The 15,141-nt window shown below is 38.5% G+C and carries 9 protein-coding genes and 1 pseudogene; 7 read left to right on the plus strand and 3 right to left on the minus strand.

Translation table 11 applies throughout. The features are described 5' to 3' along the window. Positions 1 to 29: 29 nt before the first annotated feature. Together A6E06_RS05430 and A6E06_RS05435 are read left to right on the plus strand one after the other, a co-directional pair. The gene (locus A6E06_RS05430; protein WP_065593194.1) at positions 30 to 3,560 is read left to right on the plus strand and encodes a hypothetical protein; all 3,531 of its coding nucleotides are present in this window, start codon (positions 30 to 32) and stop codon (positions 3,558 to 3,560) included. 3 nt (positions 3,561 to 3,563) lie between these two features. Then, positions 3,564 to 4,487, plus strand: a complete 924-nt coding sequence (locus A6E06_RS05435; protein ID WP_065593193.1) for an OmpA family protein — start codon at positions 3,564 to 3,566, stop codon at positions 4,485 to 4,487. 26 nt (positions 4,488 to 4,513) lie between these two features. Here the strand turns inward: A6E06_RS05435 and A6E06_RS20200 are convergent. Further along, positions 4,514 to 4,672: pseudogene (locus tag A6E06_RS20200) on the minus strand (hypothetical protein); the annotation flags it as partial. 264 nt (positions 4,673 to 4,936) lie between these two features. Beyond that, complete coding sequence (locus A6E06_RS05440; RefSeq protein WP_065593192.1) at positions 4,937 to 5,962, minus strand: acyltransferase family protein; 1,026 nt, start codon at positions 5,960 to 5,962, stop codon at positions 4,937 to 4,939. 181 nt (positions 5,963 to 6,143) lie between these two features. Here A6E06_RS05440 and A6E06_RS05445 point away from each other — a divergent pair, with 181 nt between their 5' ends. From A6E06_RS05445 to A6E06_RS05465, 5 genes are all read left to right on the plus strand, one after another. Further along, positions 6,144 to 6,587 carry a hypothetical protein gene (locus tag A6E06_RS05445; RefSeq protein WP_255312056.1) on the plus strand — a complete coding sequence of 148 codons (444 nt, stop codon included), beginning with the start codon at positions 6,144 to 6,146 and terminating at the stop codon, positions 6,585 to 6,587. Positions 6,588 to 6,691: 104 nt separating this feature from the next. Further along, complete coding sequence (locus A6E06_RS05450; RefSeq protein ID WP_065593191.1) at positions 6,692 to 8,026, plus strand: TolC family protein; 1,335 nt, start codon at positions 6,692 to 6,694, stop codon at positions 8,024 to 8,026. Positions 8,027 to 8,036: 10 nt separating this feature from the next. After that, positions 8,037 to 9,506 carry an efflux RND transporter periplasmic adaptor subunit gene (locus tag A6E06_RS05455; RefSeq protein ID WP_065593190.1) on the plus strand — a complete coding sequence of 490 codons (1,470 nt, stop codon included), beginning with the start codon at positions 8,037 to 8,039 and terminating at the stop codon, positions 9,504 to 9,506. Then, a complete protein-coding gene (locus A6E06_RS05460) occupies positions 9,503 to 12,634 on the plus strand; it encodes an efflux RND transporter permease subunit (protein WP_065593189.1) in 3,132 nt (1,043 codons plus the stop codon). Before A6E06_RS05455 ends, A6E06_RS05460 begins: the two co-directional genes overlap by 4 nt. Before the next feature lie 101 nt (positions 12,635 to 12,735). Next, a complete protein-coding gene (locus tag A6E06_RS05465) occupies positions 12,736 to 13,302 on the plus strand; it encodes a cupredoxin family protein (RefSeq protein ID WP_065593188.1) in 567 nt (188 codons plus the stop codon). A 69-nt stretch (positions 13,303 to 13,371) separates the two neighbouring features. Here A6E06_RS05465 and A6E06_RS05470 read toward each other — a convergent pair whose 3' ends face one another. Further along, on the minus strand, positions 13,372 to 15,000 hold the full coding sequence (locus A6E06_RS05470; RefSeq protein ID WP_065593187.1) for a methyl-accepting chemotaxis protein: 1,629 nt from the start codon (positions 14,998 to 15,000) through the stop codon (positions 13,372 to 13,374). Between the last annotated feature and the right edge of the window lie 141 nt (positions 15,001 to 15,141).

Consider the following 15,141-nt stretch of genomic DNA (forward strand, 5'->3'; position numbering starts at 1 on the left):
ATAAAAATAAAGAAGTTATTAGGAGATGTATGAAGTTATTCAATAAGAATCATGCAACGTTATATGCATTGTATGTATTCCCATTAATGACGCTAGCAAAAGAAACAGATGACTTACAACAGCTGGATTCCAACGCGATGGATATTTCAGTGGATGTTCGTGAGCAAACAGACAGTTCTCGTATTTATTTAGATGAGGGGGCCATCTGGGCGAGTCGTGATATTACTAAGTTTAATCCTGTTTTAGATTTAAGCGCGACGGATGAAGTTGAAGTCGACGACGGGAAACTTATTAACCCATTAAACTTTTCCGTTGACACTAATTACAGTTATTACATTAGCTCTTGGCAGCTTGAAGTATATCGTGGTGCTGATCGCCACCTGTCTCAGCCTCTAGCTGTGATGAAAGGTGAAAAGCTTGCAAACAGTACCGATATTGAATGGGACGGCTCAACAGACGTTAATTACAGATTTAAGCTTGGGCAGCAATTGCTGTTTCGATTAAAAGTGTGGGACAAAGATGGAAATATGGATGTCACAACGCTAGGTGTTGTCGATACTGTACGTCCGAATAAAGAATTATCTATTGACAAAAATAGTAACGAATCAACAAGTGGTCATAGTTTTGGTCGTTCTACATTAATGCGTCAGAATATACCGACGTCCTCTGGTTTGGCTAAGTTTATCGGAACTGGTTTAAATGGGGTTGATAAGGTTATTATTGGTGAAGATGAATTTGATGTTCTCGAAGGGGAGTTGTATGCAGAGATATTTCTTCCAACGGACGCGTATCGTTTTCCTACAACGGTTATTTTTGATTCAGGAGAAGAACGCCATTTCTCTCTTTATGCCCGTATTCCAGATACTTATTATGCGCAAGCTGGTTTAGCTGACTTTTATGTAGGAAAAAATCATGTTGGAGGTAGTGCTGGTGCTCTTGAGGTCAATGATCAATACGTAAAGGATATTTATAACCAAGGTAGAATCGCTTATTTTGGTCAAGGTAAATTTGGCGACAAATTACGTGTTGTCGCTCATGTAGATACTCAAGAAAACGCGATAAAAGATATGTTTAAAAGCCCCTTTGCTGCAAATGATAGTTCGACTGTTTTTGATATCGTCGATGGCGATGATGAAATGATGTATGGAAATTATGGCGATGGGGCTAACATTCAAAAAATTGTAAATACAAAAGGTAAGGTATATTTAGATGTTCAATATGACAAGTCCCAGTATTTATGGGGAAATTTCAATACTGGTGTAACTGGGACAGATAATGCTGATTACAATCGGAGCTTATATGGTTTTAAAGGTGATTATCGTACTCGGTCAACAACAAAATTTGGAGAGGATCGCTTAAATGTCGTCGGCTTTGCTTCGCAATCAGATTCATTATATGCACATGATGAATTTCTTGGTACTGGAGGCTCATTATACTTCTTACAGCATGGTGAAGTAATTCCTGGAAGCGATAAAGTATCTATAAAAATAATGAACAAAGACAGTGGTATTGTTGAAAATGAAATATCACTACAATCTGGTCGTGATTATGAAATTGATGAATATCAAGGACGAATAATACTCACAAAACCACTGTCTGATATTGTTTCTGATAGTTTCAGTTCAGTGATTGATGACTCTCCTCGTGGTGGCTATGAAAATTATTTAGCGGTTGATTATGAATATGTACCGAGTGGAAGTGATGCACTTGACGCAATGGTCTATGGTGGAAGAGTTAAAGGATGGTTAAATGATTATATTGGCGTTGGTGCTACCTACGCATCAGAAGAAAAAGACACACAAAACTATGAGTTATTTTCAACAGATCTAACGTTACGAGCAACAGAAGGAACATATTTAAAGACGGAATTTGGTCGAACGCAAGGAACACAAGTTGACAGTAACTTTGTATCTTTTGATGGTGGTTTAACATTTACACCAATTTCGTCTGGCGTAAGTGATGATGATCGTGAAGGGGATAATATTCAAGTTCTTGGTGTCGTTAGTCTTTATGATTTAGCCCCAGATCTTTTCGGTGCAGTTGGTAATGATGTGAAAGCTTGGTACAAATCAAAAGATGCGGGTTATTCATACGCGAGCCAAACTGACGATCTTGAACAAGAGTCTTATGGAACCGAAGTTCGCTTACAAGTTAGTGATAGGGTTCAAGTATCTACTCGATTTACATCAATGGAAGAAACTGAAATTGATGGCACGTTAGAAACAGATACAGAGCAAATTGATGTTGAAACACAAATTTTAGTGACTGAAAATATTAAAGTTTCTTTTGCTGGTAAACACATAAAAGAATTGAATCAAAACAATGAATCAGGCACGGGTAACCTTGCCGGTGCAAAAGTTGAATATCTTTGGGATAACGAAAACAGCGTTTATATTAAAGGTCAAAAAACTGTTGATGCCACTGAAACTTATGATGATAACGACAGTGTCACTGTTGGTGCAGAAACTCGCGTATTAGATGACTTGAGTCTTGGTGGTGCCTATACCGTCGGGAGCCGAGGAGATGCCGCAGAAGCAACCGTTACTTATGATGTAACTAACGATTATTCAACTTATGTTACTTATGTTGATGATAATTATGAAGACCAAAACAACGTTATTTTAGGTCAACGAGCAACATTGACGGATTCTGTTGATTTCTACCAAGAAAACCAGTTTGTTAATGAAAATAACGGAAAAGGTCGAGTTGATTCTTTTGGTTTTGATAATGAAGTTACCGATGATATTGATATTGGAATTGCTTATCAACAGGGGGAGATTGATTATAGCGATGATCCTGAAAACACCATTACGGGTATCGTGAATCGAAGAGCTGTTAGTTTTAATATTGGTTTGGATCTCGATTACATCGTTCTAAAGCATAAAATTGAGTATCGAGTAGATAAAACTGAAGAGACAAATGAAAAAATTGAACAATGGGTAACTACCAATAGTTATACACACCATCTAACGGAAGAATATACCTTATTTGGTAAATTTAATTACTCTAAAGCGATGAATGATACGAATAACGAATTACTTGAACGCTTTATTGAATCAAGCATTGGTCTTGCTTATCGACCTATTTATAATGATAAATTAAACCTATTAGCTCGTTATACCTACTTGGTTGATTTTGATAATTTAAACCGCGATGTCGAATATTCTGATACTGAAAGCCATATTGTGGAAACAGAAGCGATTTACTCATGGGATGCAAATTTAGATCTTGGTACTAAGTTCGCATATAAAGATAAATTTGAACGGTTTGATAGAGCATCAGGTGTCGGTGTTGATGTAAATAGCCAAATTTACCTTACTGGTCTTAGCGCCTCTTACCGAATAATGAAAAACTGGGATGTAACGGGCGAATATCATTGGAAAGTCGATACTCAAAATGATGAGTTAGAAGAAGGGGCTTTACTCTCTTTTAATAAATACGTTACCGAGAACTTTAAAATCGGGGTAGGTTATAACTTTTCCAATTTTGATGATAATTTAACGAATGATGATGGCTATAACGCGAGTGGGGTCTTCATTAACCTCATAGGTAAGATTTAGGATATGAGAAGTGTAGATATGAAACATTGGATGTTAGGGTTAAGCCTACTTTCTATTTTTGGTTGTAGTACAGAAACTTATGTAAGCCAAGAGAATGTAGATAAATATGACGAACGAGTTCAAAAATTTTTGATTGCTGAGTGTTTGGTACCACAACGGGAAATACAAGTGGCTGTGGCTGAGCATTTTGAATTTGATAAATCTGAATTAAAAGAGACGGATTATGCCTCTTTGAATCAATTTATAGCTAATATAGATAAACTTAAAGGGCGCATTGCTATTGTTGGTCATACTGATTATCAAGGTTCGATCAAATATAATGAAGATTTATCTCGTCGACGTGCTGAATCCATTAAAGCGTATTTATTAAAAACGTTACCAGTAAACAATTATGAATGGGAAGTTAAGTTTTATGGAGAAAAACAGCCAATAGCTAAAGGTCGGAGTCTAGAAGCAAATGCGGCGAATCGACGTGCTTATTTAGTTTTTGAGCAAACCGTAGGTATAGAAACTAATCCAGCTTGTTTACCACCTGAACCGAAACGAAAAGTATATGCGACAATGGCATCACATTTTGATTTTGATAAATCAATATTGAAGGATAAAGATAAGATAGAGTTAGATAAATTGGCATTAAAATTAGAGGGGCTAACAGGCCGAATTCTAATTGCAGGTCATACTGATTATCAAGGTTCACTTAGCTACAACGAAAAATTAGCTAAAATGCGTTCAATAGCAGTGCAAGAATATTTAAAAACCAAGGTTGATCCCGATCAGTTTGTTTGGGAAGTGAAATCATTTGGTGAAAAATCCCCTATTGTTGAAGAAAGATCGTTAAAAGCAAATGCAGCTAACCGACGAGCATTTGTTGTTTTTACAGAGGGGAATTTACCAGACAAGGATATTAAGCCATTAACCAATGAGTAAGTGTAATGGTCAACAAAAAGCGGACACTAGATATCGTGTTTCTTTCTCGTATTGGAGCGGTGACAAATACCCATTAGCGGTATGGGGCCGCAGCCATTATAATACGGCAAGTAATCTAAAATACTTAGCTTCGCTTCTTTTTTAGTTTTAAACATTTCATCATTCAAGTGTTCGTGTTTGATACTGTGAAAAAACGCTCTGTAGGAGCGTTATCCCAACATTCCCTTTTTCCACTCATGCTGATATATATAAATCCATAACACCTTGCTCTGTAACTAATTTAACGGCATCTTGTTTATATTCAAGAGTAAACGTTCTACGTGTATTTTCCTTATCCATATTCACCGCTAGTGACATAATTACTAAAACTTATAGAGGTGTCCTGAACGATTAGATCATTACAGCCGCTTAAGGTCAGTATAAACGGCTCATTAAGTTTATGGGGTCGTTTATCTAAATAACACTCGCTTTAATGGCGTTTTATTTACCCCTAAAACAAATAAGGTAGATAGCGTTGCTGTCCCAAATACAATCACAAAGTCTCTCATTGCCAAAGTAAGCCCCATCATTCCAGTAATATTTAAGAAAACAACGACAAAGAGTAGATGGCATACATAAATACCAAGAACGTGTTTGCTTAATTTAAAGGTTATCGGATGATTTCCTAAATTTGGTTTTGATAATAAAAATAAAAATAACCCTATACCTATTAATGGGGTTCCGATTAAGAAATCATGCAAGTTAAAAGGGATGTCAAATTTTGTTAACCAATATGCTTCGCTAAAGTGAATGATTAAACCAACAATCAGTAATAATAATGATTTAGTTGAGGATAGGGAGATATTACGGCGTCTCAATTCAAAACCAATCACAACCATCAATGTACTAAAGAAAGGACCATTACGAGTAAAGAAGGGCGTCCATACTTCAGTTAATGTTTGATAGCTGCCGCCCATAACACCATAAGCATACAAGATAACTGCAACAGGAATAAGCAAAGACGATTTATTAAAATGAATGATTATTGCGGTAATTGTAACTGCGATAACCAGTGCAGGGATAAACCATAAATGCACCATCCCACCTTCCATTAAGGCATTTAGAGGGTTTTGAGTTAACCAATTCCAATAGCCTGTACGCTCAGCCAAATACCCATCCGTTGCTACTCGTTGCCAATTAAATGGCATTGCTAGGCATAATAGGCTCCAAACTAGCCAGATTTTGATTAATGGTGATGAGTAATGCTTAAGCGTATTGAACGGTGATGTTGATAACTTAGGTTGAATTAAGTAACCAGAAAGAATAAAAAAGAAGGGAACAGCAAAACGGGTTAATTGATTAAAAGCATAACCCAAAACGGGAACATCATCGACTAATAAATACGTCATGAAGATTTGAGAATGCAAAGCAATAATCGCAAACAGAGCGATCAGTCGCCCTAGCTCTAAACTCGCGATTTTATGAAGGTTTTTCATTAAAAGGACATCCTTGAATTTTTCGCTAATCTAGCAAAAGTTCCCTTTTGAAAATATGCGTTACGTTAATTCATTGGCGTTTCGTAAGCGGTTGATTTCAAATTTGAGACGTTTTTCACATAAAATCATTGACCTTCCCCCTAGTGGAAGCCTTATTATCTGACTAATTCATTATTGTTGGATGTTATTTGTGTTTACTTCTTTTTCTAAATGGTTAGTAACAAGCGTTACACTGATGGCATTAGTGCTATCTAGTGTTGCTTACAGCTATCCAATGAAAATGGAAGGAATGACGATGAATATGCAGATGAATACAGCTCAATATTCTGATGCTATGTATGACTGCATGCCTGAGCACCATTCAACGCAAAGCAATACATCAGACAATGACCCAAACAATTATATACAATGTGATACGTCATCAATGTCGATGGATAGCGGCTACCCTTGCTCTGAACAAGGCGATAGCTGTTGTAAAACCATTTGTGTTGTCTCTGTTTACGCGTTACCTATCGGACTTACCGCTTATACTAATGCAACGGCATCCGTAATTGTATATGCTCAATATAACGAGCAAATACGTTCATTTACCTCTTCTTCGCTTTACCGTCCTCCAATAGCATAATTCCAATTAAATCAACTCTCTAAATAAGATATTTAACGCTTATTTATCGGTTTAATCATGGCAGTGATCCATCTTTATTATCACGTCATTATTGGAATGATTCCATGAAAAATACATTACGTACACGCTCTAAAAAGGTGTGGTTAGCTTCAATGATCTCGCTAGTACTCTCAGGTCAAGCCTTGGCAGAAAGTCAATTGACGCAGCTTATCGAGCAAGCGTTGTCTTCAGATGCAAGTCGAGAGCAAATATACGCGCAATCACAAGCACTACGATCCACTGGTATTGCAAGTTCAACGCTTGCTGATCCTACTCTTAAAGTCGGATTTGGTGGGCTACCAGTAGACAGTTTTAAGTTTGATGACGATCCAATGACCAATATTTCTGTCGGACTCATGCAGAAGTTTGGGCGAGGCTCCAGTTTAGATTTGCAACAAAAGCAAACTGGGCAGCAAGCGGATGTGCTGGCGATGAAAATTCAAGTTCGTGAACTCGATGTCGCAAATACAATCACCCAACTGTGGATAGAGCTAGGCTTCTTACAAAAAGCAGAGGCGATTTTGCATGAAAACCGTCAGCTATTGTCTGAAATGGAAAGATACATTAATACCAATTACGCCATTGGTAAAAGCGAAAGTCAGGATCTTCTTCAAGCACAGCTTCAGCTAACTCGACTCGATGAGAAGTTGCAAACAAATCGTCAATTACAAGGACGAATTTATGCGCAGCTTAGCGAGTGGTTACCTAACTTAGCGGATCAAAAATCAAAAGAAATAACACCACTAGAGTGGTCTACCTTAGAGCGACTATTAGCGAGTAAATCACCTCAACAAACTGAATTTTATGACTTATTAAATTCAAACCCAACCGTAAAAATGAGTGAACTCACGATCACGGCAACAAAAACAAAAGTAGATATTGCCAACGAATCTTACTCACCACAATTTGGTGTCGAGGTCATGTACGGTTACCGTCAAGCGAATGGAATGGGGGGACAACCCGCCTCTGATTTAGTCAGCGCTTATTTAACTATGGACATCCCTCTGTTTACCGATAAACGTCAAGATCAAAATTATGCGGCTGCACAATATCAAGTGGGTTCTGCGAAGTCACAACGTGATGTGCTATTACGACAATTGAACGCCAAAGTGAATTCATTGTTGGTGGATAAAGTGAATTTTGAACAACGTCTTTCTCGTTACAACAATACGTTATTGCCTCAAGCAAAAGAAAGAACCAAAGCGGTAGAACGAGGTTATGAAAATAATACGGCACAATTTAATGACGTGATTTCCGCAGCCAATGATGAGCTGAGTATTGAGTTAGAGAAACAGCGTTTATTCAGTGATTTAAGTAAAACATACAGTAATTTAGCTTTTTATTTAAATGGCTTTGATTATGCCGTATCTGCACCACAAATAACCCCGTCTGAGCATTAAGGAAGAGAATATGAAACCAGTTAAAATAGCATTACTTTCACTTGTTATTGGCGGTGTCGTTGGTGCAGCGAGCATGAATTTATACTCGGGGCATACAATGAGCGCAATGGCGATGACGGCTCAAGAAAATAGTGCATCATCAAGCAGTGAGCCTTTGTATTGGGTTGCCCCTATGGATGCCAATTATCGTAGAGATCAGCCGGGTAAATCACCAATGGGTATGGATTTAGTGCCTGTTTATGCCGACGATGCACAAGGTGAGAAGTCACCAGCGGGTACCGTAACAATAGATCCAAGCGTGGTGAACAATTTAGGTGTAAAAAGTGCTTTTGTTGAGAAAACGATCCTGTCTCCAAATATAGATACCGTGGGTTATATCGCGTTTGATGAAAGTAAGTTGTGGCAAGTAAACGTACGTGTAGCAGGCTGGGTTGAAAAGCTAAATATCAATGCCATAGGTGAAAAAGTAAATAAGGGCGATGTGTTATTTACTCTTTACTCTCCTGAATTGGTGAAAGCACAAGAAGAACTACTAAACGCGTATCGAACAGGTCGAAAAGGACTGGTCAAAGGCGCAAGAGAACGGTTGCAGTCATTGGGTGTGGATAAAGCTCAAGTTAATTCTATTGTTAGAAACGGTAAAGCAAATAAAAACATAGAGATAAAAGCGATCTCAAGCGGTGTCATTGCGAGTTTAAATATTCGAGAAGGTGGTTATTTATCACCCTCTCAAATCGTTATTAGTGCAGGACCTTTAGAAAATGTATGGGTAGATGCTGAAGTTTTTGAACGTCAGGCTCATTGGTTATCTTCTGGTAATAAAGCGGTGATGACGTTAGATGCGGTCCCCGGGAAACGATGGGAAGGTGAAGTGGATTACGTTTATCCGATTTTGGATCCAAAAACACGAACCATGCGCATGCGTTTAAAATTCGATAACCAAGACGGTGCATTGAAACCAAATATGTTCGCAAATATAACCATTCACCCTAAAACAAAAGAAGAAGTATTAACGATACCTCGTCAAGCGGTCATCCGTTCAAATGGCATGACGCGGGTGGTATTGGATGAAGGAAATGGGAAGTATCGCTCAGCCCGAGTTATCGCCGGTCGTGAAGCAGGCAATAAAGTAGAAATAGTTAAGGGATTGAAAGAAAACGATAAAGTAGTCACGTCAGCTCAATTCTTATTGGACTCTGAATCAAGCAAGACGGCAGAATTAAGTCGAATTAATGGCCCTGAAAACAGTGTTTGGATTTCGGGCAATATTACTACGTTAATGGCTGATTTTGGAATGGTTACCTTTGATCATAAAGCCGTATCACAATGGGCTTGGAAAGCGGGTGAAATGAATTTTTCGGTTGATAAAAAGATTGATTTGGCTTCTTTTCGTGAAGGCGAAGCGGTTCAGTTTTTAGTTCAAAAAGTAAATGATGAATATCAATTGCTTGAGATTGAAAAAGAAGGGGCGTTATTATGATCCCCGCCATTATTCGTTGGTCGATTAAAAATCGATTTTTAGTTCTCGTTGCAACTTTTGCTCTAGTTGTTGCAGGAATTTACAGTGTAAAGAATACACCAGTCGATGCTTTGCCGGATCTTTCAGATGTTCAAGTGATCATTAAAACCAGCTACCCAGGTCAAGCCCCTCAAGTGGTGGAAGATCAGGTGACTTACCCGTTAACTACCGCCATGCTTGCGGTTCCGGGAGCGGAAACGGTTCGTGGTTTTTCATTCTTTGGTGATTCCTATGTTTATATCATTTTTAATGATGATACTGACATGTACTGGGCGCGTTCGAGGGTGTTAGAGTATTTAAGCCAAGTTGCGCCTAGATTACCCGCAGAGGCAAAGCCCACATTAGGGCCCGATGCGACAGGGGTGGGCTGGGTATACAGTTATGTATTACAAGATAAAACCGGTAAACACGATTTAGCCGAATTACGCAGCTTGCAAGATTGGTTCTTAAAATACGAACTGCAAACGGTCGATGGCGTATCAGAAGTTGCGACCGTCGGCGGGATGGTGAAGCAATATCAGGTGGAAATTGATCCTGATAAACTACGAGCTTATAACCTAACGCTACAACAAATTAATAAAGCCATTAAAGAGGGGAATCAAGAGGCGGGCGCTTCGGTTATCGAAGTCGCGGAAGCTGAACACATGGTTCGTACATCGGGTTACTTAAGCAGTATTGAAGACATAAAATCATTGCCGCTAAAAGTAACCGATAAGGGAACGCCTTTATTGCTTGGTGATATCGCTGATATTAATCTTGGACCACAAATGCGCCGTGGTATCTCTGAATTTAATGGAGAAGGCGAAGCCGTTGGTGGTGTGATTGTCATGCGCTTTGGTGAAAATGCCAGTAACGTCATTTCAAATGTAAAAGAGAAATTGGCTCAATTACAAAAAGGCTTACCGGAAGGGGTAGAAATTAAAGCGACTTATGATCGCTCTAAACTTATTGACCATGCAGTAACAAATTTATGGGAGAAATTGGCTGAAGAGTTTATCGTCGTTGCCATTGTTTGTGCTTTATTCTTATTTCATATTCGTTCTTCGTTGGTTATCGCATTAAGTCTGCCTGTTGGGATCCTTTGTGCTTTCATTGTTATGCATTGGCAAGGCATTAATGCCAACATCATGTCATTAGGTGGTATCGCAATTGCCATTGGTGCAATGGTTGATGGTGCTATCGTAATGATAGAAAACGTTCATAAACACATAGAAAAAACACCATTAACGGACGAAAATCGTTGGCAGGTAATAGGGAAAGCGGCAGAAGAAGTTGGACCTCCGCTCTTTTTCTCATTGCTTATCATTACCTTAAGCTTTGTTCCTGTATTTGCATTAGAAGGCCAAGAAGGGAAGATGTTCTCTCCATTAGCCTTCACAAAAACCTTTGCAATGGCGGCTTCTGCTGGCCTAGCAATTACCTTAGTACCTGTATTAATGGGCTATTTTGTTCGAGGTAAAATATTGCCTGAGAACAAAAATCCAATAAACAAAACGCTAGTGGCACTTTACCAACCATTACTGAATTTGAGTTTACGCTTTCCAAAAACGATACTTCTGGTTGCCGTTATCTTAATGGGATCATCATATTATCCAATCTCTAAAATGGGCAGTGAGTTTATCCCGCCATTGGATGAGGGCGATTTAATGTACATGCCAACAACGTATCCAGGCATCTCTATTGGTAAAGCGCGTGAACTATTACAGCAAACTAATAAATTAATTAAAACCGTTCCAGAAATCGATACCGTGTGGGGAAAAGTGGGTAGAGCAGAAACCGCGACCGATCCGGCACCATTAACAATGATAGAGACGGTTATTCAGTTCAAGCCTAAAGATGAATGGCGTGACGGTGTAACTACTGAATCAATTAAAAAAGAGCTAGACCAATTGATTCAATTCCCTGGAATAACGAATGCGTGGGTGATGCCAATCAAAACGCGTATCGATATGCTAGCAACAGGAATTAAAACACCAATAGGGATAAAGATAGCAGGGCCAGATCTTAACGTAATAGAAAAGATCGGCGCAGAGTTAGAACCTATTTTAAATAACATTCAAGGTACAACGTCTGTTTATGCAGAACGAGTCGCTGGTGGGCGTTATATAAATATAGATATAAAACGTCGCCAAGCCGCTCGATATGGATTGAATATTAAAGACATTCAACAAGTTATATCAACCGCTGTGGGTGGAATGAATGTAGGAGAAACCATTGAAGGGTTGGAGCGTTACCCAATTAATGTTCGTTATCCACAATCGTATCGTGATTCTGTTGTTAAGTTGCAGAACTTGCCATTGATAACGGCGAACGGTGCTCGAATTGCCTTAGCTGATGTCGCGGATATTCGTTATGAAGATGGTCCTCCGATGATAAAAACAGAAAACGCACGACCTAATGGTTGGGTGTTTGTCGATATTGACGGTCGAGATCTAGGCTCATATGTGCATGACGCTCAACGAGCAGTGCATGACCAATTGGATTTACCCGCAGGCTATTCCCTTGGTTGGTCTGGCCAATACGAATACATGGAACGAGCAAAAGAGAAATTAACGACGGTTATTCCTGTAACCATCGCGATTATTATGCTTCTTTTGTATTTAAGTTTCAAACGAGTTGGTGAAGTGTTAATTATCATGGGGACATTGCCGTTAGCTATGGTTGGCGGTCTGTGGCTAATGCACATCTTAAACTTTAATTTTTCGATTGCCGTTGGTGTAGGGTTTATTGCTTTATCCGGTGTTGCGGTTGAGATTGGTGTGATCATGTTGGTGTATTTGAACCAAGCATGGGATGAAAAACAAGCGACAGCAAAAGAAAACAGTCACTCGGTAACACAACAAGATTTAACGCTAGCCATTGGTGAGGGCGCAGGATTACGTGTTCGTCCTGTCATGATGACGGTACTGACAGTGATCATCGGTTTAATTCCAATTATGTATGGCTCCGGTACGGGATCAGAAGTAATGCAGCGTATTGCAGCCCCAATGATTGGTGGGATGGCGTCGGCATTATTATTGACCTTAGTCGTTATTCCTGCGGTATTCAAATTATGGAAACAGCGTTTGTGTAAAGATTTTTCAGAATGAAATTTACATATAAATACGTTAAATAAATAAGAATATTAGTGACTTATACCTGTAATGGAATAAGTCACATAATAAATAATTAAACAAAAAAGGAAATGAAAATGAAAAAAACAGTATTAGCAATAGCATTATCATTGGTAGCGAGTTCTGCAATGGCAGAAATGGATCACAGTAAAATGGATCACGGCTCAATGGATATGAAAGGAATGGACATGAGTAAGATGGATCATTCCAAAATGAATATGAAAGACATGGATATGAGCAAGATGGAAGGCATGTCTATGGACGATATGAATGCGGTAGGGATGCCAGCAACTGGCATTAAAGCAAATAAAGTCGTTCATGTCATTTTATCTGATGATATGAAAATTACCTTTAAAAAAGAAGTCGATATTGAACCTAATGATATCGTTCAATTTGTGATTATGAATACAGGTAAAATCGATCATGAGTTCTCAATTGGTAATGAAACCGAGCAATTAGAACACCGTGAAATGATGAAGAAAATGACATCAGGTCATGCGCATGACAGTGGTAGTACAGTCACAGTTCAACCGGGTAAGGCGAAGCAAATTACGTGGCATTTTCATGGTGATAATCACGTAGAGTTTGCGTGTAATATTCCAGGGCATGCAGAAGCAGGGATGGTAAAGAAAATAACGTTATAAACGACTGTTTTTAAGATAACAAAGCGGTAAGGTGGGTGGCCTTACCGCTTTTTTTATTGTGCCATCAAATTATAATTTGAAGAATGACAATTGTTGTTTTTGTTCTTCTGCTAATCTTGATAACTCAGAGCTTGCACTTGCACTTTGGCTAATGCCCGTGACGTTTTGATTCACAAGCTCAGACATATTAACGACATTGCGGTTAATATCTTGAGTTACTTGAGATTGCTCTTCAGCCGCAGTTGCAACTTGAGTGTTCATATCATTAATCGCATTGATAGATTCGGTAATACCAACAAGAGCATCACCTGCTTTTGCTGTTAGCTCTTTATTTAGCTCTAACATATCAAGGCTTGATTGCATGCTGTCGTTAGCTAAACCTGATTGCTCTTGAAGCGCTTCAATGATCGTTTGAATTTCTTGAGTTGATGATTGAGTACGAGCAGCAAGTAAGCGTACTTCATCAGCAACGACGGCAAAACCACGACCAGATTCACCCGCACGAGCAGCTTCGATAGCCGCATTGAGTGCAAGCAAGTTAGTTTGGTCTGAAACCCCACGAATCACTTCAACGACATTATTGATTTGTTCTGATTGCTCTTTAAGGCGATTAACAACAACAGCAGCATCGGTCAATGCTGAAGCCATTTTTTCGCTTGCTTCAGTACTTTGAGCAAAGATATCTAAACCTGCATGCGCTAATTCATTGGTTTCACGAGCTGTTTTATCAGCGGCAAGCGCATTATCACTTACGTTATCAGCAGTGCTTGATAGTTCATTGACTGCTGAAGCAACTTGTTCTATTTCGCTTAATTCTTTTTGCGAGTTTGATTCCGCTTCACTCATTACAGCGGCAAGTTCAGTAGACGCTGAAGCTACGCTTTCATTAATATTACTTAACTCTTCAATAGTTACTTGAAGCTGACGAGCCGTTGTATTGATGTCTTTACTCAGTTGCGCAATTTCATTATCACCATCAGACTCTGCTCGTACTGCTAAGTTACCTTCTGCAAGCTTACGGATAACTAATTGTAGTTTTTGAATAGGGTGGACGATTAAGCCTGATAACCACCAAGATGTAAGTAAAGAGACAATAAAAACAAGCAGAATGGTAATGATTGCATTGTGTTGTACTTGAGTATTTCGTTCAGAACTATTTGTTAACTCAGCCGTAGAAATATCATTTATTTTTTGTGATAAGTTATTAATTGATCCCGCCATAATATTGCCCAGCTTACTGTATTGTGCAATTAATGAACTGTAATTATTGTCTACGGTTAACCCTTGTTCTTTCTGCTCTTGATAGGCAAGTATTTTTTTTGAAAACTCTAAATAATCATGAACCGATTTTTTAACTACATTAGCATCAGAGCCGAAGGTTTTGTGCTCAGATATTTCTAAAAGAAGTTGATTAAGTATTTTTTCATTCTTATCCAGACTTTTTAAAAAACTAACTCGATGAGAATGATCATAAATTGCGTACACAGCATTGATTCTCATTGGATACATATGATCATCTATCTTCGCTAGCTGGTCTTTATAGAAAATAAATGAAGTCGTGTTGTCATGCAGGATATTTTGTTCTTTATCTAAGCTATAAGAGGTATACCAAAGAGAAATTAATAGAGCTAGTGCTGTAAAGAATACAGGAAGTAGAACTTGAATTCGTATAGATGTGTTTTTTAATGAAAATTGCATTGTCGCCTCGACAAATAAACAAAAGTAAAGAAAGTTCATCCATGAAATTATATTTTCTCGAAATATAGACTCTTGTCACACTTATGTCGATCTTTAATGTAAGTAAATGTGTATTTGTGATTGATATTCAATGCATTTAGG

Origin of the sequence: Aliivibrio sp. 1S175 (assembly GCF_001690985.1) — a bacterium.
Classification (GTDB): domain Bacteria; phylum Pseudomonadota; class Gammaproteobacteria; order Enterobacterales; family Vibrionaceae; genus Aliivibrio.